14 protein-coding genes are annotated in these 18,563 nt (G+C 67.0%); 7 read left to right on the top strand and 7 right to left on the bottom strand.

Features of this window, described 5'->3' with window-relative positions; genetic code table 11:
- Positions 1–23 precede the first annotated feature (23 nt).
- Positions 24–1,286 carry a hypothetical protein gene (locus tag NCW75_10640; GenBank protein ID UYV11754.1) on the bottom strand — a complete coding sequence of 421 codons (1,263 nt, stop codon included), beginning with the start codon at positions 1,284–1,286 and terminating at the stop codon, positions 24–26.
- Between the two features lie 174 nt (positions 1,287–1,460).
- Positions 1,461–2,255 carry a hypothetical protein gene (locus NCW75_10635; protein ID UYV11753.1) on the bottom strand — a complete coding sequence of 265 codons (795 nt, stop codon included), beginning with the start codon at positions 2,253–2,255 and terminating at the stop codon, positions 1,461–1,463.
- A 319-nt stretch (positions 2,256–2,574) separates the two neighbouring features.
- On the opposite strand from NCW75_10635, the gene NCW75_10630 reads away from it, so the two are divergent.
- The 4 genes from NCW75_10630 to NCW75_10615 all read left to right on the top strand — a co-directional run bounded on the left by NCW75_10630 (position 2,575) and on the right by NCW75_10615 (position 7,653).
- Positions 2,575–3,297: a hypothetical protein gene (locus NCW75_10630; GenBank protein ID UYV11752.1), complete on the top strand. Its 723-nt coding sequence runs from the start codon at positions 2,575–2,577 to the stop codon at positions 3,295–3,297.
- 72 nt (positions 3,298–3,369) lie between these two features.
- A complete protein-coding gene (locus tag NCW75_10625; protein ID UYV11751.1) occupies positions 3,370–4,863 on the top strand; it encodes an aminotransferase class III-fold pyridoxal phosphate-dependent enzyme in 1,494 nt (497 codons plus the stop codon).
- 3 nt (positions 4,864–4,866) lie between these two features.
- Positions 4,867–6,060, top strand: coding sequence for an arginine N-succinyltransferase (locus tag NCW75_10620; GenBank protein UYV11750.1), 1,194 nt, complete (start codon positions 4,867–4,869; stop codon positions 6,058–6,060).
- A 33-nt stretch (positions 6,061–6,093) separates the two neighbouring features.
- Entirely contained in the window at positions 6,094–7,653 is a 1,560-nt protein-coding gene (locus NCW75_10615) for an aldehyde dehydrogenase family protein (protein ID UYV11749.1), read from the top strand.
- Here the strand turns inward: NCW75_10615 and NCW75_10610 are convergent, their stop codons facing one another.
- From NCW75_10610 to NCW75_10600, 3 genes are read right to left on the bottom strand one after another with little or no spacing between them, the layout of a single operon-like run.
- Positions 7,654–9,183 (bottom strand): hypothetical protein, encoded by a 1,530-nt coding sequence (locus NCW75_10610; protein UYV11748.1) that lies wholly within the window; start codon positions 9,181–9,183, stop codon positions 7,654–7,656.
- Between the two features lie 49 nt (positions 9,184–9,232).
- Positions 9,233–10,399, bottom strand: a complete 1,167-nt coding sequence (locus NCW75_10605) for an ABC transporter permease (protein ID UYV11747.1) — start codon at positions 10,397–10,399, stop codon at positions 9,233–9,235.
- A complete protein-coding gene (locus NCW75_10600; GenBank protein UYV11746.1) occupies positions 10,396–11,475 on the bottom strand; it encodes an ATP-binding cassette domain-containing protein in 1,080 nt (359 codons plus the stop codon). Before NCW75_10600 ends, NCW75_10605 begins: the two co-directional genes overlap by 4 nt.
- Positions 11,476–11,617: 142 nt before the next feature.
- Here NCW75_10600 and NCW75_10595 point away from each other — a divergent pair, with 142 nt between their 5' ends.
- Together NCW75_10595 and NCW75_10590 are read left to right on the top strand one after the other, a co-directional pair.
- Complete coding sequence (locus tag NCW75_10595) at positions 11,618–13,252, top strand: sigma-70 family RNA polymerase sigma factor (protein UYV11745.1); 1,635 nt, start codon at positions 11,618–11,620, stop codon at positions 13,250–13,252.
- Positions 13,252–14,037 carry a prepilin-type N-terminal cleavage/methylation domain-containing protein gene (locus NCW75_10590; protein ID UYV11744.1) on the top strand — a complete coding sequence of 262 codons (786 nt, stop codon included), beginning with the start codon at positions 13,252–13,254 and terminating at the stop codon, positions 14,035–14,037. The genes NCW75_10595 and NCW75_10590 overlap by 1 nt, the downstream gene beginning before the upstream one ends.
- Here the strand turns inward: NCW75_10590 and NCW75_10585 are convergent.
- Positions 14,025–14,768, bottom strand: a complete 744-nt coding sequence (locus NCW75_10585; protein ID UYV11743.1) for a methyltransferase domain-containing protein — start codon at positions 14,766–14,768, stop codon at positions 14,025–14,027. The genes NCW75_10590 and NCW75_10585 overlap by 13 nt on opposite strands.
- A gap of 12 nt (positions 14,769–14,780) precedes the next feature.
- On the opposite strand from NCW75_10585, the gene NCW75_10580 reads away from it, so the two are divergent.
- Entirely contained in the window at positions 14,781–16,820 is a 2,040-nt protein-coding gene (locus NCW75_10580; protein ID UYV11742.1) for a UbiD family decarboxylase, read from the top strand.
- A 100-nt stretch (positions 16,821–16,920) separates the two neighbouring features.
- On the opposite strand, the gene dacB is transcribed toward NCW75_10580, so the two are convergent.
- Positions 16,921–18,480 carry a D-alanyl-D-alanine carboxypeptidase/D-alanyl-D-alanine-endopeptidase gene (dacB, locus tag NCW75_10575; protein UYV11741.1) on the bottom strand — a complete coding sequence of 520 codons (1,560 nt, stop codon included), beginning with the start codon at positions 18,478–18,480 and terminating at the stop codon, positions 16,921–16,923.
- Between the last annotated feature and the right edge of the window lie 83 nt (positions 18,481–18,563).

Genomic DNA, 18,563 nt, shown 5'->3' with positions numbered 1-18,563 from the left:
GGCGTCCTATGGGTAGGACGAGGTTAGGGCCGCCCGCTGGTCGTGGGTTCGCGTGTGGGGGTCAATCGCTTGAGCAGTACCTGGGCGTCCCAACCGGGCGGGGGATGGTCGTAGACCACGCACGGGCCCCTGCCGTCCTCGACGAGCCGCGATATGCGCATGGTGTCGAGGGAGACGACGTAGATGCCGTGCGATCGACCGCCAATGTCCGACCCGACCTGGAAGACCAAGACGCTGCCGGGCAGGCGGCTGGCATAGACGGTGCCCATACCCCACATGAACGGCGTTGAGAGGACGTAGCGGCGGGGCCGTGGTTCGCTTCCGAGTTGCAGGCCCATGAACGGATCGGCACGAGTCTGCATGGTGGAGGGAGTCGATGCATCGAGCGAGGCGATGATCCAGGGCGAGGGCTCTGGGAACACGCTGGCCGCCGCGCCCACCTCACGGATCAGGATGAGATGGTTGTCGTATACGCCCCGGTAGGCCGTGTGCGACCAGTCCTGGGCGTGGCCCAACTCCTTGAACTCGTGTGCCCGCACCAGCAGATCCACGCCGCCGTCATGCCGCAGCCCGCCGTGCAGCCAGCCGCGGTCGATGGCCTCGGGCAGCTCGGTCACGCGTGCATCGTCGCTGCCATCGAGGCGAATCCGCCGCACCGTCTGGCTATCGCTGTCGATGTAATACACCCACGGCAACGCGCCGCCCTGGCCGTCGTCGGTCTTCGCCTCACGCGCGGGGTCCAGGCCGACCATCGCCGGCTCCCTCACCGAATCGAACCGGCTGGCCAGAGACACGTCGCTCGCGATGCCGTACCAGCAGATCAATCCCAGCGCCGTTACCGCGTTGGCCAGGGCGACGGCGGCCAGCACGCGTTTGGGCTTGTGGGGTTTGTCGAACGCGAGCCAGAGGATTGGGAGCTCGATCGCGAAGCCCACCAGCGTGAACGTGGCGAACACCAGCCAGTGGGCGGGGATGAGCTTGCTCAGGTAATCGCCCGGCAGCCAGGCCATCGCGAGCCCGAACGCCGCCCCGGCCAGGAACGCACCGGCCGTCGCCGAGATGTAGTTGGCCGCGATGGCCAGCCCGATCGCCCGCCGATTGGCCCCCAGCTTCCGCAGGATGCCACCCTCGGCTAGGCCAATGAAGAGGTTGCCCAGGAACAGATGCCCGATGCCCGCCCAGATCGCCGCGCTGCCCATGTTGGCCATCGCGGGGCTGGCGGCCAGCAGCAAGATGATCACGGCGAACAGGATGAAGCGGGTGCGGTTGGTGCGGGGGTCGGGCATGGGGGGCTCCCGCGTGGGCTCTACGGGGTCCGGGGTGGGGCGGTTGCCCGGCCACACCGCGGTTGTCGGCCGGGCAAACGCCATCGGCGGAATCGTTTCTCTCCGGGAGTATCTCGGCCACCCCCGGTGTCCGCCATGCGTGGGCCACCTTAGGTCCATGCGGTTGGCCGGCCCTTAGCCGCCAGGCATGAAGGCGGGGGGCGGTGGAGGGGGGCGGCGGGCGAGGCTCGGGGTCTGGAGGCGGTGCTCGTTTGGCGTGCCGCACTCGGGGCATCGCTCCATGTCGCCGTCGAGCGTGTAGCCGCACGCCAAACACTCGCCGCGGGCCCGGCGTTTGGCCAGGCGGCGGCCGCGGAAGATCCACCAGGCCAGCAGCAGCGTGCCGCCGAAGAGCAGCGTGTTGCCCAGCAGGCCGGTCCAGATGGGGAGCACCGGCAGCACGAAGCCCTTGCCGAGAACGGTGAAGCGGAGCAGCCCGTGCTCGCGGCGGGCGGTGCCGGGGTGGGCCTCGATGTGTGCAAGCGAGTGGGCGGCGTGCATGGGCCAGCCGGCCGAGTAGGCCTCGATGATGTCAAAGCCGGGGGCGGGGGTGCGGCGCAGCGCGGGCAGGCGTGGGTCGTAGGAGCTGATCAATGGGTTCGTTATCATCCGGCCCCCGCCCGGCAGGTGGTACACCCCCGGCTGGGCGACGGCCTGGCTCTGCTGCTGCCGCATGAGCACGGGTTGGAATGCCTGGGAGTTCTGGTTGGACCAATGCCGCTCCAGGACTGCGTATGCGGTGCCATCGTCCGCCCGGTAGTACCGCTGGTGCATCTGCGATTGGCTTCCGAACGCCTTGCCGAGTTGGGCCGCCACCGCCGCCACCGGCACGCTCACAATCGACAGCGCCAGCCCGATGAGCAGGCACGCGGCCGCCACGCGCCAGGGGAGCCTGGATGTGCCGCCTTGGGCGGGCCGGGCCATTGCCATCGCCCATGCTACCGGCCCCAACCGGGCGGCCGTGTCTGTGCCCGTCCACGCCAACCGGCCGCCCGTCCCGCCCCGCGACCCGCCAGTCCTCGGTCACGGGCCGCCAGTCCCCCGGCACGGGACTCTGGTTCCCACGGGCGGGAACCGCGGCCCGCTGGGCTCGCCGCCGGGCTCGCTCGGCCGGACGCGTGGGAATCTGCGGCGGACCGGCGGAATGGGCTCAAGGACGGGCACGGTCGTGACGATTGGGGGAGCGGCGGCCGGCGTCGGTCGCGTTCTTGGGCCCAGCCCGCGGGGCTCGATGGCAGGAGATCCAGCGATGCGCATCATCCCCAAGCCGCTGGCCGAGATGCTCGACTTCTTCAGGAACCGCGTGGACGCGTGGGGCCAGGACCCCGCCGCCATCGGCCTGACCGAACCCACCGCCCTGGCCGTGGCCCTGGCGGTGGCCGATATGGCCGACGCCCGCCGCGAGGCCGAGCTGGCCCGCGACCGGGCCGAGGCGGCGAGCCAGACCTACCGCCTGGCGGCCGCACGCCTGCGCCGCGTGGGCGCGGGGGCGGCCCAGCAGATCAGGGGCTTTGCCCAGAGCCGGCCGACCCCGGGAGAGCGGTCGGCGGTGTACAAGCTCGCCCTGCTGCCCGAGCCCAGGCAGGCCGGGCCCGGCCCCGAGCCGGGCACGCCCACGAGGTTCAAGCCCGGGCTGCTCCAGGACGGGTCGATCACCCTGGAGTGGGACTGCGACAACGGCGGCGGCACGCACGTGGCCTACGAGGTGCGGCGGGCGGTGGAAGAGCAGATCGAGGCCGACCGCTTCGAGCACCTGGCGACGGTGGGCCAGAGGCGGATCGTCGACGGCACGCTCGCGGCCGGGACGGCCCGGGTGGCGTACCAGGTGCGGGCGATCCGCAAGGGGCGGGGCCGGCGTGTCGATCTGGTGCGGGGGGATGCCGCGAGGTTTGGCGTGCTGCTGGGCGTGCTGCGCGAGGAACGCGAGCGGGTCGAGACGGCCAAGGCCGACGCCAAGGCCGACGCCGCCTGAGCGAAACCGTGGCCCATACGAGCCGGCCCCTACCCTTGTCAGCAGCGGCGCAGCCGCCCTCCAGGAGACCACATGACCCCCACGACCCAGACGCAGACCGCCAACGACACGACGACCCGGACCCCCCTGGCCGAGGGCCTCGCCGGCCACGCGCTGGCGACCGATCCGGCGATCGCGGGCGCGATCGACACGCTGGTGGAGCGTGTGGCCGCCCACAGCGCCGCCATCACCGATGTGAGACCCCCCCGGGACGGGGCGGCGGCGAGCTTCGATGAGCTGGTCGCGAAGGCCGAGGGCATGAAGGGCCGGCCGTTGCTGTATAAGTACATCGGCAGCGGCGTCGGCAACGGGGCCCTGGTCGAGCTGGCCGATGGCAGCGTGAAGTGGGACATGATCATCGGCATCGGCGTCCACATGTTCGGGCACAGCCACCCCGAGCTGATCCGGGCCGCGGCCCGGGCGTCGGTCGAGGACGTCGCCAAGAGCGGCAACCTCATGACCAACCCCAAGGCCTACCAGTTCGGCGACAAGCTCGTCGAGCTGGCCAAGCGTAACAGCCGGCTGAGCGAGGCGTTCATCACGACGTCGGGCGCCGTTGCCAACGAGAGCGCGCTCAAGATCTGCTACCAGAAGCACGCTCCGGCGAGCCGGGTTCTTGCGTTCAAGCACTGCTTCATGGGCCGGACGGTCACCATGGCCCAGATCGGCGACTCGGCGGGCGGCCGGCAGGGCATCCCGCTGACGACGCAGGTCGATTACATGCCCTTCTGGAACGAGCAGGCGGCCGAGGAGGTGGGCGGCACCACGCGCTTCATCGACCACTGCGTGTGGCGCTTGCAGCAGTTCATCGATCGGTACCCCAAGCAGTACGCGTGCTTCATCTTCGAGCTGGTCCAGGGCGAGGGCGGGTTCAACACCGCCCCGCGGGAGTTCTTCACCGCCCTGATGGACGTGTGCAAGGCCAACGACATCGCCGTGTGGGACGACGAGATCCAGAGCTTCGGCCGCACCCGCCAGATGTTCGCCTACGAGACCTACGACCTTGGGGACTACGTGGACGTGTTCTGCGTGGGCAAGATGACCCAGGCCTGCGCCACGCTGTGGACCGAGGACTACAAGCCCAAGCCGGGCCTGCTCAGCGGCACCTTCACCGGCAGCGCGACCGACTTCGCCGTGGGCACGCGGATGCTCGAGATGCTCGACGCCGGGCGGGGCGGCACGCCCTACTACGGCGACGACGGCCTGATCGTGAAGCACCACGCCGCCTTCCGCGAGCAGGTCGAGGCCCTAATCGCCAAGCACCCAAGTTGGTTCCCGCCCGCGCTCTTCTGCAAGGAGCTCGTCGGCGGCGAGGGCGGCATGATGCGCTTCACCCCCTTCGGCGGCGACCAGAAGAAGGTCATCGCCGCGTGCAAGGCCTGCTTCGAGGAGGGCGTCGTCCTCTTCTGGTGCGGCCACGGGCCCTACCACGTCCGCATGCTGCCGCCGCTGGGCGTGATGAAGCTCGAGGACTGGCCGCGGGTGTTCGAGGTAGTAGAGCGGGCCTTGGCGAAAGTTGCGGGCTAACGCATGCACACCATCCGCCGCGCCAAAATCGAGGACGCCGACACTTTGCTGAAGCTGGCCAAGATGGTCCACTTCATCAATCTGCCGCCCGATCGCGACATCATCGTCGAGAAGATCCTCCGCAGCCGCGACTGCTTCAAGCACGTCGCGCGTGGCGAGCCGTTGCAGGACGTGCCGAAGTCTCGCGGGAACAACAACTCGTCAGGTGGGGGCGGGGCGGGCTTGAAGAAGACCCTCAGCGAGAGCGAGCTGTTCGTGTTCGTGCTCGAGGACTCCGAGACCGGGTCGCTGCTCGGCTCGAGCCAACTCGTCAGTTCCATGGGCGGCCCCGGCAACCCGAACGTCGGCTTCAAGGTCTCCGAGCGGCGGTTCTTCAGCGAGAGCCTGCACATGGGCATGACCCACACCGTCGCCACGCTGCACCTGGACGAGAGCAGCCCGACCGAGATCGGCGGGCTGATCCTCCAGCCGGCGTACCGCGCGCACAAGGACAGGCTCGGCCGCCTGCTCAGCTTCGTGCGGTTCCACTTCATGGGCGTGTACCGCCAGAACTTCGCCGACCACGTGCTGGCCGAGATGATGGCCCCCATCAGCGACGCGGGCGACAACACGTTCTGGGACGCCTTCGGCCGCCGGTTCATCAACCTGAGCTACGACGAGGCCGACCGCTTCTGCCAGTACAGCCGCGAGTTCATGTTCAGCCTGCTGCCGCGCGACGACATCTACCTGAGCCTGCTGCCGCCCAAGGCGAGGCAGGGCGTGGGCCAGGTGGGCAAGGACACCGTGCCCGCCCGCAAGATGCTCGAGAAGCTGGGCTTCACCTACCAGGGCGTCATCGATCCCTTCGACGGCGGGCCGCACCTGCAGGCAATCACCGACGACATCCCGCTGGTGCGATCGACCGAGCAGATCAAGCTCGGCAAGGCGGCTCCGGCCTCGGCGTGCAAGGGCATGGCGATCGTGAGCACGCTGGACAACGAGGGGGAATACGTGGCGTTGCAATCGCCCTTCGTGCGCAAGGGGAACACGCTGTGCCTGCCCAAGGACGCCATGGCCGCCCTGCACGCCGGCGAGGGCGACGAGGTGGCGTGCACGGTGATCAACCCCATGCCCACGCTCGACGCCCCGGCCCAAGCGCCCAAGACTCGCAGCACCCACAAGAAGAAGACCGGCACAAAGAAGAAGACCAAGAAATAGGACGGCCTTGGCCGCACGGAGGAAGAAGACCGGATGACCGCTCCCGCCGCTATCGCAGCCCTATCCAACCCGCCCAGCGACCTCATCGGCGGCGTGTACCACGCCATCGAGGGTGATTCACTCGTCTCGCACGACCCCGCCCAACGCGGCCGCGTCGTGTGGTCGGGCGCGCCCTCGGTCGAGCACGTCGACCGGGCCATTGCCGCCGCACGCGATGCGCTGCGCACGTGGAGCCGGTGGGACATCGAGAAGCGCGCGGAAGTGCTGCTGCGCTACAAAGCGCTCGTGCAGGAGCGGGCTGGCGACATCGCCGACCTCATCGCCCAGGAGACCGGCAAGGCCATGTGGGACTGCAAGGGCGAGGCCTCGGCGCTCGCGGGCAAGGTCGACATCACCCTCGAGCAGGGCGCCCACGCCGGCCGCCAGCGCGTCGCGGGCTTCTCGCTCGACCTTGGCGGCAAGAAGGAGGGCCGCTGCTGGTTCCGCCCCCACGGCGTCATGGCGGTGGTGGGGCCGTTCAACTTCCCCGCGCACCTGCCCAACGGCCACATCGTGCCGGCTCTCTTGATGGGTAACACGGTGGTGCTCAAGCCCAGCGACAAGGTGCCGGCCGTGGGCCAGCTCATCATCGAGCTCATGCAGCAGGCCCTCGATGAGTGCGACGCGCCCAAGGGCGTGGTGAACCTGGTGCAGGGCAAGGCCGACGTCGCCCAGAAGCTCGTCAACCACGACGGCGTCGACGGCATCCTCTTCACCGGCTCGTGGCCGGTGGGTCGGAAGATCCTGGAGAGCAACCTCGACCGCCCGGGCCGCATCGTCGCGCTCGAGATGGGCGGCAACAACGGCGTGCTGGTGATGCCCGACGCCGACCTGAAGCAGGCCGCGATCGAGATCGCCCGCGGCGCGTTCGTCACCACGGGCCAGCGCTGCACCTGCGGCCGGCGGTTGATCGTGCACGAGAAGGTGGCCGACAAGCTCATCCCCGCGATCCTCAAGGCCGCCGGCGCGATGGTCATCGGCCCGCCCAGGAGCGAGGCACCCGTGTTCATGGGCCCGATCATCGACGACAACGCCCGCGACGCCGTGCTCGACTTCCAGGTGCGTGCAGCCAAGAACGGCGGCGAGATCCTGATGCAGGCCACCAAGCCCGCTTCGCTCGAAGACGGCTCGTACGTCAGCCCGGGGGTCATCCGCGTCGACAAGTTCACGGCCGGCGACGGCGACGACGCCGGTTGTGATGTCGAGGTCTTCGGCCCGATGCTCCGCATCACGACCGTGAGTTCGTACGAGGAGGGCATCGAGCAGGTCAACGCCACACGCTACGGCCTGGCCGCCAGCATCTTCACGCACGACAACGACACCATCGCCGATTTTCTGGCCGACGCCCGCGCGGGCTGCGTGAACCTCAACTGCGCCACGGCCGGTGCCAGCAGCAAGCTGCCCTTCGGCGGCCTGGGCACCAGCGGCAACCACCGCCCCGCCGGCGCGTTCGCGCTGGACTACTGCGCGTATCCCGTGGCCGGCATGCTCGAACGCGGCGACGCGGCCGTCGTCGCCCCGGGCATGGCCTTCGACGATTCCTGGCTGGCCTGATCAGCAGCCCGCGTCGAACAGGTTCTGGAAAGCGAGGAAATCGAACAGGGTCAACTCGCCGTTACCATCGAAATCGGCGGCGAGTTCGCCCGCGTCGAACAGATTCTGGAAGCTCAGGAAATCGAACACCGTGAGCGCGCCGTCGCCGTCGAGGTCGGCCGGGCACGTGACGATCTCGCCGATGACACGCACGGCCCTTACGGGCTCGTCGGGCGCGTTGCTCTCGATGCGGACCGTCGCCTCGAACGGGCCAACGGTTGACGTGTCGATCGTGACGAGATGGTCGTTGCCGTCTCCACCCGCTTCGTCGGTGTACTCACCAGATGGCACGCCAATCGGTCCATCGCCAACCAAGGTGTACCGCAGGAGCTGGATACCGCCCGGCGGCGCGGCGATCGTGTCATCGCGCTGCCAGAGGTCGACGTTGCCGGCATTCGACACGGTCAGCTCAATTTCCATCTCCGCACCAACAGTCACCCGCCCGAAGTTCAACCGCGGCTGGCTGATGACCCGCGCCGGCAGCAGGAAGTCGCAGAACACCGGGATGTGCCCGCTCTCGCCGCCGGTTGAGTCGTAGAGCGCATTGGCGATAGCCTCCCCCACCATGCGGTTACCACGACGCCGCAGTCGCATGTTGAAGCTCGTGCCATCGTTGCCCCAACTGCGATAGCTGTGGTTCGGGTCCTCGAAGGTCGTGGTGCTGAAGGGCGTCGTCCAATCGCCAAGATAGTCGAGGCCCGCGCCGTTGATCAGGTCGTCGCACACCAGGATCTGGTCGAGCCGGTCGTCCATCTGTGTGAATGGATCCTGGCTGTGTACGTACACAAACGCTGGGTTGTTGACCCACTCGCCCGGTGTCGCGATGGGATCGAACACTCGGCCGTGGTTGTTCGTGCGGTCCTCGGTCAGCTCGATGTACAGCGGCTCGGTCGACCGTTTGACGTTCAGGTCGCCGCCGATGAGAAAGTGCGTACCCTCGGGCAGCGTCTGCGCGTCAGCCCGGAACGCGACGGCCTCATCGAGCCGCCGCACCTCGTCGGCCGGGGTGCTACCCGCCTGCATGTGCGAGTTGTACACGACCAACTGCGTCGCGGCGACGTGGTAGCCAGTAAGCTCAAGCGTGTACCGCGTCAGGTGCCGCGGGTGTGCGGGCGGAGTACTGCCAGAGCCCGGCGAAACCAGTACGCCGGTCGCGCGGCTCACTTTACTCGTCCGATAGTACACGGCAGTATCGGTCCGCCATGGTCCATCGAAGAACTGCGCCCGGGCCCAATCTTGTCCGCCACGCGGGTCGCTGTTGAGTACGTCCAGAAAGTGTACTGTCGAACCAACGGCGTTGATCTCCTGGATCAGCAGCACGTCTGGCCGGAAGCTGCGGTCATCGAACTCATCGAACAACACCGTGCGGAAGAGCTGATCGAGTTCGGGCTCGCCGTCGTAGTGGGTAATGTTCCAGGTGCCAACACGGAGCTGGGCGTTGGCTACCGGCGAGATGGCAAGAACGGCGCAGAGCGTGACGAGTCGCAGCATTGCCCAGCGTACCAGGCCTGGACTCATGCCGCGAGCCCTTCGCGAACTCTTAAAAATCCCGCCGCTTGAAGATCAGCATCGCCAGCCCCAGCACGAATGCCTCGAAGGCGAAGCTGGTGCCGAGGATCCACCACAACGGGCGATTTCCCAGGGCATCGGATGTGGCTTGCTGCCCCTCTTCCATGGCACGCTCGTCGTCGTCTTCTGATGGTGGCCCACCGAGTTGCTGCAACGCTTCACGGTCGACGGTCCAACGTTCGAGCAGGTTGATGGTCTCCTGGGTCTTAGGAAGCAGTGTCTTGGTGGCGTAGATTCCGCCGCGCCACCGGCTTGCCAGTTGCTCGCCCGATTCCAACTCCGCGAGGTCAGCCTTATTCGAGGCCAGCCTGACATCGCGGCTCTCCAGGTCTTCGTCGGTGGGTGGCGGGTCGAGTGCCTCGACGGGCTCGAGCCCCTCGGCCGCTCGCTCGTCGTTGTACTCGTCGAGCAGCACCTGCCCCGCGTTGCGTTCCATGCGCTCGATCCGGGCCTCCTGCACGCGTTGCTGGGCCTTGATGTTCTCGTGGATGCTGACCGCAATGCCGTCGCCCATGTTGACGATGAAGATGACCATCCAGATCAGCATGGTCAGCAGCAGCGCGGCGATCGTCGATCTTGTGACCAACCCAAGCAGCACGCAGATCGCGAACAGGTAGCTGAACATCGCGACGACGATGGGCACGGCCAGGAAGATCTCCCAGGCCCACGATCCGCCACGTACGCCGATAACCAGGAAGGCCAAGGCACTGAACACGCCCACCTGCAGCGTCATGAAGAGTAGCCCGCCGATGAATTTGGTCAGCAGCAGCCGTACCCGGCCGATCGGTCGGCTCAGCACCGCCTCGATCGTGCCGCTCTGGATCAGGTCGGGGATCATTCCGGCCGTTGAGATCAGCCCCAGGATCACCGCGACCCAGCTCAGCCAGAACGGCACGGCCAGGCTGGAGAACATCGTGCGATAGAGCAGCCCCGGCGGGAGTGTCTCGCTCGTGATCGTGGCCCCACCGAAATCGGCGGGCAACTGCCAGACGAGGAACTTCATCCCTTTCTCGTTGATGCCCACCATCGCAAAGATGAGCACGACCAGCACGCTCAGGACCATCGTGATCCAGAACAGCTTTTTCGCACAGAGCTCGCGGTATGCGTCGACCAGCAACGCCATCGTCTGCGTTATCATGGCCGGGCCCCTTCCTTGCCGCGAGCCGCGCCCGGGCTGTCGTCGTCGGCCACGGCCTGCATGAACAGGTCCTCGAGCGAGGGCCGGTGCGTGCGTACTTCCTTGATGACCCCGCCCTTGGCGCGGATGGCGTCGAGCACGGGCTGGATGGTGCCCGCGTCGGTGGTCCCGATCCACAGGCGGTTGCCGTGGACCTCCACGCTCTCGCCGGTCGAGAGCTCGCCCACCATGCCGATACGCTTGGCCAGCCCGGTTTCGGTCGGTGGTGCGAGGCCCTGGGTCGGCGGCGGCAGCGAGCTCTGGCCCTTGCCCAGCGCCTCGGGCAACGCACGACCAAACATCGTGCCGGCGGCTTCGAGCTCGCCCTCGATTTCGATCTCGTACCGCAGCATGCCCTCGGTCAGGCTCTCGATCGTGCCCATCGACACCACCTGGCCCTTGTGCATGATGCCAACCGTGTCGCACACCATTTCGAGCTCGCCCAGCAGGTGGCTGTTGATAAACACGGTCCGGCCCTCGTCGCGCATCTGCTGCAGGACCAACCGGATGTCGCGCCGGCCCACCGGGTCGACGCCGTCGGTCGGCTCGTCGAGGATCACCAGGTCGGGGTCCGACACCAGCGCCTGGGCAATGCCGATGCGCTGGCGCATGCCCTTCGAGTACCCGCCCACCTTCTTGTTGTGCCACTCGCGCATGCGGACGAGGTCGAGCAGCTCGTCGGCCCGCTTCTTACGGTCGGCCCGGCCCATCTTGCCCATCGCGCCGAAGAACTCGATGACCTGCCGCCCGGTCAGGTGCTTGGGCAGATTGTGGTGCTCGGGCAGGTAGCCCACCCTGGCGAGCGCGTCCTTCTTGCCGATGGGCTGGCCCAGCAGCGTGCCGCTGCCGCCGCTTCGCTTGACGGCGGTGATGAGGATCTTCACCAGCGTGCTCTTGCCCGCGCCGTTGGGGCCCAGAAGCCCGAAGATCGACCCCCGAGGCACGTCCATCGACACGCCTCGCAGGGCGTGGACCTTCTTTCCAAACCCGCCGTACTTTTTTTGGATATCCCGTATTGAAACGACCGCATCGGTCATTGGCTACTCCTCGATGGGCTGATTCGGGAACGTCCGCGACCGTTTTCAAGCCTGGCCGGCGTCTGAAGCCAGACGAATGAGGGTAGGGCCGCGCGCAAGACGGGCTCCCGGCGTACGACCATGAATGGAAAGGGGCCTTGCCATGGGCGGATTTGACGCAAACACGGGCGGAACATCGCTGGACGACGCCTCGGCCCTGCTTCGGTACGCCCGCAGCGGCGATGCGGCGGCCTTTGAGTTGCTCATCCATCGATATGGGACCATGGTGCTGGCCACATGCAGGCGACGATTGTCCAGCGATGCCGATGCGGAGGATGCGGCCCAGGAGACCTTCCTGCGTCTCGCTCGCGATGCCTCAAGAGTTCGCAGCAACCTGGCCGGGTGGCTGCACGCCTGCGCGGTGGGGACATCCGTCGACCTCGTCCGGCGGGGTGGTGCTCGAGTTCGTGCAGAGTCGCGAGTGGTGACCCCAGAACGCGTCGACACTGCTGAAGATTCCGCGATGTTCTGGCGAGACATCGAGCCGATCATCGACGAAGCACTCGCCGATCTCGACATGCATGATCGTGAACTGCTCGTGGCTCGATTCCTGGCGCAGCGGCCGCAGTTCGAGTTGGCCCGCCAATGGGGCGTGAGCGAAGGCACGATCTCGCGGCGCATCTCTCGCGCGCTCGACAGGCTTCGTGCCCGGCTTGCCGCCAGGGGTTTGGCGATCGCGAGCGCCGGCTCTCTCGGAGTTGTGCTGGGTCATGCCGCCGCCCAAGCGGCACCTCTTGGGGTGCCCGCCGGTCTTGGCAAGATCGCGATGACCGGCATCGGTGCGAGACCGGCGAAGGCATTCGGTGTGATCGGTTGGAGTTCGGCCGCGATGCTGGCTGGCGCCTCGGTCACTATTGGGTTGTTGCTACTCGCCCCGGGCGGGGGTGGCGTCGTGCCCGGAGCGTCAACTGCAACTTCCTTGTCCGTGGATTCGAAGCGCAGCACCGAACTTGGCCCGGCACGCCCCCGCCGGTCGCTTGGGCCGTTCCAGATCATCTCCGCGTACGACGAAGACTTCAATTCCAGCGGTACATTCGTGACGCGAGATGGCATCGCCATCCGTCGGGGCAACGAGCCCGAATCCGGTGCGCCTCGGAGGATCCGACTGGACATCGTGGAGACGAGACCGCAAGATGACGACCCGAGCACCAAGCAACTACGAGAGGTGGCCGAGATCGACGTGCTGACCGCTCGCGTGCTACCCAAGGATGACGAGTGGGCCAGATTCCGTCGCGGCGAAAACCTCACGCTGCTGATCGCCTTCGACCAGTTCGATCGCATCGTGATCCGGGAGAAGGACGGAAAGGTCCAGATCGGCAAGAACGAACCGACGTGGTATGGTGTTCGACCCCCGCCGGGATGGGATCAACGCGATGAGATCCCAGAAGACCCGGGGCCGCTGGGCATCCTCGGTCCCTGGACCGAATCTGAGCGCATCGGGGTCACGATCAGTGGTGAGGAGATCCGATTCGGACCCGAGAACTGGAACGCGGGGAGATACCGCGTGATCGAGTGGGAGCAACGGGAAGGCTACTCCCGCGTGCTCAGCGCGCAGGCAGGCGGACGAGACCCACGCCTCATTGGCACCCGCTTCAAGCTGCTCATTCGAGAGCAAGACGACGGCTATGAGATCGCGTACTTTCCTCCCTCCACCGGCCGGAGCAATCGCTGGCCGTCCTCCTTCGAGCACACACGCGACAACCCCGTTCGTCTCGTGAAGCTCGGGAGGGATGGCTGATGCCCCGGCGGGGTGCCCATGGGCGTGCGGGCTTCACGATCACCGAGATGGTCGTGACCCTGGCGGTCATCCTTGTACTGTTTGCGATTGGAGCGCCCATCATCCTCCAGGCTCGCAACACCGCTCGCGAGTCGCGTTGCTTGAGCAACGTGCGTCAGCTCCTCATCGGGATGAGCGCGTTCTCGGCTTCGAACGGTTCGCGGCTGCCCGAGAACCGCGTGCTCGAGTCAACCTCGGAATATATCACCTGGCGGCAGATGCTGATGGATGAAGGGTACATCGATGATCCGGGAATCTGGACCTGCCCGCTTCACCCAAAACCCGGTCCGCGCAGTGAGTTCGGGTACATAACTGGTGGTTCGCGCTGCGTCGGAGACCCCGTCTCGAGTTACTCGCTCAATGGCCACTTGTTGTGGAGGGGCCAGCAACTCGACGACCGGGCTCGCATCATCGACACCGTGATCGATCGACCGAGTCACACCATCCTCGTTGCCGAGACCAACCGTGCCTTCTGCCACCTGCGCGTCAGCCCGCCCCTGGTCGCCAACTACTTTGGCGACAACCCCGGCCCCTATAGCTACTGGCACGCGGGCAAGGGCGTCTACGGATTCCAAGACGGCCACGTCGAGGTGATCGCCTTCCTCGATACCGGCAACCCCGATTGCCGCTGGCACAATCGAACCGATCTGACGCCCGATCCGTTCGTGCCGCAAACCCAAGCGGAAACGAAGCCTCACGCGCATCCCGATTGGGAGGTTCTGGTGCCCGATGTCTACCGTCGCTGAATCTCCGGCTCGGCACAGCCTTGCGCTCCATCCGGGCAACGCCTAGCAACGATGTGGAACGTGTGCCAGTGCTTGGCATTGCCCAGCGTGTCGATGCCATCGCGTTCGTCTTCCTGGAAGTGCTCGAGCTGGTACCGGCCGCGGAACATCTCGCCCACCTTCTTCCGGGTCTGGTGGCTGCGATCGGGCAGCGCAGCCCAGGTGTCCCGGTCGCCAAAGAGCTGGCCCGCGAACACCCCCCCGGGGCGGATCGACGCGTGGATGCGATCCCAGAGCTCATCGAACTTCTCGGGCCGGCAGAAGGGCAGGCTGAAGCTCGCGTTGAGCAGGTCGCACGGCGGAAGCTCCACCGCCTCCATCTCCGCCAGCTTCACCTCCAGCCGATCGGTCGCGTCCTTGGGCAATCGGGGATGGTGCAGCGTCAGATCGGTCGCCATGCCGTGCCCGTCGATGGCCAGCACCCGCCAGCCCCGGGCCAGCAGCTCGACGGTGTCCCGACCCTCGCCGCAGCCCAGGTCGATGGCAAATCCGGGCTCGTCGATGATCTCGAGCGCCCTCACCAGCGTCTCGCGGGCCTCCTTGCCCGCCACGGCCTTGAAATACCCAGGCCAGTCCCGCGTCGTGGCGCAGGCGAAGGCCGACGGCGGCTGGGCAACCCGCTCAAGATTGCCCCACGGGTCGTCCTCGCGGGGCTCCCCGCTGGCATCGGTGGTGGGGGGCTGGTCGGCCATAGGGTTCAGGGTATGGACCGCGACCTGCGCAGTTTTGTCGAAACCCTCCGTCAAGCCGGAGAACTCCTCGAGATCACCGAACCGGTCTCGCCGGTGCACGACATCGCCGAACTCGCCCATCAGGCCAGCAAGACCAAGGCCCCGAAGCCGTGCTCCACCGCCACGCAACAGAATGACCCGAGATTCCATGATCGCGGCGGTCCCGCCCTGCTCTTCCGGAAGCCCGAGGGCAGCGACTTCCCCGTCCTCATCAACGCATTTGGCAGCTACCGGCGGATGGAGATGGCGCTCGGCGACAAGGGGCTGGAAACGATCGCGAACACGATCGCCGAGCTCACCAAGCCCCAGCCCCCGCGCTCCTTCGGCGAGGTTCTCCAGAAGGCCAAGCAATTCGCCCCCCTGCTGAAGATCGGCCCCAAACGCCTCAAGAGCGCCGGCCCGTGCCAGCAGGTCGTGCGCACGGGCGAAGCAATCGACCTCACCCGCCTGCCCATGCTCCGCTGCTGGCCGCTCGATGGCGACTTCGAGGCCGTGGGCTACCCGGCGGGCATCAACGATGGGATCGAGGGATTAGGCCACCCCGACATCTCCGAAGAAGAATGGAACGCCAGGTACCGCGGCCGTTACATCACGCTGGCGGGCATCCACACCATCCACGCCGACGACCGCAACGAGAAGCGGCCCGCGAGCCACAACATCGGCATGTACCGCGTGCAACTGCTGGGCAAGGACCGCGTGGCCATGCACTGGCACCTGCACCACGACGGCGCGAGCCACTGGCGGAGCTGGAAGAGGCTGGGCGAGCCCATGCCCGTGGCCATCGCGCTGGGTGGCCCGAGCGTGCTGCCCTACGCCGCCACCGCGCCGCTGCCGCCGGGGATTAGTGAGCTTTTGATGGCCGGGTTCCTCAACGGCAAGGGCATCCGAATGTGCCGGGCCAAGACGGTGCCGCTGTGGGTGCCCGCCGACGCCGAGATGAGCATCGAGGGGCTTGTTAGCACCGAGGCCGGCTCGCCCGGTTGGGACCCTCGCGAAACCGACGAGCCCCTGGGACCGGGTGCCGTCTTTGAGGGCCCCTTCGGCGACCACACGGGCTTCTACTCCATGCCCGATCGTTACCCCATCGTGAAGGTCACCGCGTTTACGCATCGCGAGAACGCGATCTACCCCACGACTGTCGTCGGCCTGCCTCCGCAAGAGGACTACTTCCTGGGCAAGGCCACCGAGCGGCTGTTCCTGCCGCTGCTCAAGACCATCGTCCACGACATCGAGGACTACGACCTTCCGCTCTTTGGCGCTTTCCACAACTGCGCGATGGTGCAGATCAACAAGGCCTACGCCATGCAGGGTCGCCGTGTGATGGCCAGCATCTGGGGCGCGGGGCAGATGGCCTGGACCAAGTGCCTGTTCATCGTCGACCAGGGCGTCAACGTCCACGACACCGAAGCGGTCTTGCGATTCGCAGCCGAACGCTGCGATCCGCTCGCCGACGTCGTGCTCACGCAGGGCCCGCTCGACATCCTCGACCACGCCGCCCCGGACCTGGGCGCGGGCACCAAGATCGGCTTCGACTGCACCACCAAGATGCCCGGCGATCGCCTGACAGACGATCCGCCCATTCGCTCATTGCCCGACCCGCAGCGCATCGTCTCGGGCGTGGATGGCGCCGCCATGCCCGTGCCCGGCTGGCTGTTCATCGCGACCGAAGCGCGAGGCAAGGAGTTGGAATCGATCTGGCAACGCGTGCAGCAAGCGCTGGGCGACGCCGTGCCGTTCGTGGTGTTCCTGGGTCAAGGCGTCAACGTCCACAACGTCGACGAGGCCATGTTCCATTTCCTCGCAAACAGTGATCCGGGCCGCGACGCTCTATCCACCGACGCCGGCCTGCGCGTTCGAGCCTGGGATGCCACACCAAAGACCACCGGCACGCTGCGAGGCCAGGGCGTCCGGGCCTGGCCGCCGGTGATCCGCAGTGATCCCGACGCGGTCGAGCAGACCCGATCGATCGCCTCAAAGTTCGAGGACACGCGTGAGGTCGTCGGCCCGGGCTGATTGCACGAGCCCACAACAACGAGCCCCTCGCGCGAGCGAGGGGAATGATTGTTCGAGCGCCCATTCCCCTCGCTCGCGCGAGGGGCTCGTCAAGTTTGCACTATGGCGTCCCAGGTTCCACGACCATCGCCCCCGACCCCATCTTGACCGACTCCACGTCGATCAGACGAACCAACTCGTTCCGCAACTCCCGGCTGCGCAAGCTGTCGCTCGACTTGAACCCGTTCATCATGATCGAGAACGCCACCACCGGCTCGCTGCCACCCTTGGGCACGATGTAGCCCGAGATAGTCCGGACATGGTTGAGGTAGCCCGTCTTGGCGACTACGTCGTGCTTCAGCTCGCGTGGCGACAGGAAGTTCCGACGAAGCGTGCCCTCGCCCGAGCGCGCGAGCGAGTCCTGGAACATCACCCGCACGCCGTCGTCGCGCAGGGCGTTCATGTGGGAGAGCAGGGCCGTGAGCGTCGCGGGCGTGACCTTGTTCTGCCGGCTCATGCCGCTGCCATCGGACACGCGCAGCCCATCGAGCGCCGACGGGCCCATCGCGTCGATCAGCACCGACCGCATCGCCGCCGCGCCCAGTGGCCAGCTCCCGCTCTGGCTCGTTAACGAGTGCCCGAGCCGCTTGAAGAGCGCTTCGGCGTGCATGTTGTAGCTGTCCGAGTTGCACCGCCGGAGCACCTCTTCGATCGGCGTCTTGACCACTAGGATGGTGTTGCCCTCGTAGGTCTCGTCCTCGTCGACACGCCGGACGGCATGGGCCGGCAGTGCGTGGGCCTCGCCGATCTCGACCCCGCGTTGTTCCAGCCGTTCGGCCAGTATCTCGCCAAAGATGATCGCCGTGTCTCGCAGTGCCGTGGGTGCGCCCACCGAGCGAGACACGCTGCCCGAGATGCGCCACTGGTTCCCCTCTGGATCGCGATGGACGGCGATGCTGCTCGAATGCGGGCGGCCCGCGGCCGTCCGCTGGCCAACCGTCCGGGTCGTGTTCTCGATGTCCACACCGCTGGCCCTCGGCTCGATCACGATCCGCGCCGGTTGGTTGAGCGTCGTGGGCCTCGCGAACACGTTGGCGATGTTGAGGTGGAAGTTCAGCCCGCCCACCTCGGCGCAGTAGTAGTACTGCAACTGGCCGCTCGGCCAATCATCGTGCACCGTGTGCCGATCGAACACCCGGTCGTCGATCACGACCTCGCGGATTTTCGTTGGTCCAGCCTTCACGATCGCGTCGGCGATGTAGTCAAGCATCGCTTCCACGTCCATCGGCTCGGCCAGATCACTCAGAAGCGCCGGGTCACCAAAACCCGGATCGCCAGAACCCACCACGATCAGCGTTTCACCGTCCAGAATGAACCGCGTGTCGAACATGAACCCCTCGCCCAGCGCGAGCAGGGCCGACGCGCTGGTCAGTAGCTTCATGTTCGAGGCAGGGATCAGCGGCTCGAAGGCCTCGATGTCGACCACACGCCGGCCCGTGCGCAGCTCCACCACGCTGATGCCCACGTCCATCTCGTCCAGCCCGGCCTGGGCGATCGCCCGCTCCAAGCCCCGCTGCAGGTCCGCGAACGCCGGCAGCGTCGCCACCAGCACCAGCAGCCCTGCCAGCACGCCCGCGAACCGATTCCCAGCTATTCCCTGCCGACCAAACGCCAATGCCATCCGCGCCTCCGTGCCGCTGTGGTGTACCGTTCCTGCTCACCATCGGCTTGCCGGCCGGCCCGGTGTGAGCGGTGGGCATCCAG

This window comes from Phycisphaera sp. (assembly GCA_025916675.1).
GTDB lineage: Bacteria > Planctomycetota > Phycisphaerae > Phycisphaerales > UBA1924 > JAHCJI01.
The sequence above is the reverse complement of the archived record's forward strand: the minus strand, read 5'-3'. Positions and strand labels throughout refer to the sequence as shown.

Excerpts from the sequence above, each read along its gene's own strand:
- NCW75_10640 (UYV11754.1), bottom strand. The coding sequence starts at position 1,286 with ATGCCCGACCCCCGCACCAACCGCACCCGCTTCATCCTGTTCGCCGTG.
- NCW75_10635 (UYV11753.1), bottom strand. The coding sequence starts at position 2,255 with ATGGCAATGGCCCGGCCCGCCCAAGGCGGCACATCCAGGCTCCCCTGG.
- NCW75_10630 (UYV11752.1), top strand. The coding sequence starts at position 2,575 with ATGCGCATCATCCCCAAGCCGCTGGCCGAGATGCTCGACTTCTTCAGG.
- NCW75_10625 (UYV11751.1), top strand. The coding sequence starts at position 3,370 with ATGACCCCCACGACCCAGACGCAGACCGCCAACGACACGACGACCCGG.
- NCW75_10620 (UYV11750.1), top strand. The coding sequence starts at position 4,867 with ATGCACACCATCCGCCGCGCCAAAATCGAGGACGCCGACACTTTGCTG.
- NCW75_10615 (UYV11749.1), top strand. The coding sequence starts at position 6,094 with ATGACCGCTCCCGCCGCTATCGCAGCCCTATCCAACCCGCCCAGCGAC.
- NCW75_10610 (UYV11748.1), bottom strand. The coding sequence starts at position 9,183 with ATGCTGCGACTCGTCACGCTCTGCGCCGTTCTTGCCATCTCGCCGGTA.
- NCW75_10605 (UYV11747.1), bottom strand. The coding sequence starts at position 10,399 with ATGATAACGCAGACGATGGCGTTGCTGGTCGACGCATACCGCGAGCTC.
- NCW75_10600 (UYV11746.1), bottom strand. The coding sequence starts at position 11,475 with ATGACCGATGCGGTCGTTTCAATACGGGATATCCAAAAAAAGTACGGC.
- NCW75_10595 (UYV11745.1), top strand. The coding sequence starts at position 11,618 with ATGGGCGGATTTGACGCAAACACGGGCGGAACATCGCTGGACGACGCC.
- NCW75_10590 (UYV11744.1), top strand. The coding sequence starts at position 13,252 with ATGCCCCGGCGGGGTGCCCATGGGCGTGCGGGCTTCACGATCACCGAG.
- NCW75_10585 (UYV11743.1), bottom strand. The coding sequence starts at position 14,768 with ATGGCCGACCAGCCCCCCACCACCGATGCCAGCGGGGAGCCCCGCGAG.
- NCW75_10580 (UYV11742.1), top strand. The coding sequence starts at position 14,781 with ATGGACCGCGACCTGCGCAGTTTTGTCGAAACCCTCCGTCAAGCCGGA.
- dacB (UYV11741.1), bottom strand. The coding sequence starts at position 18,480 with ATGGCATTGGCGTTTGGTCGGCAGGGAATAGCTGGGAATCGGTTCGCG.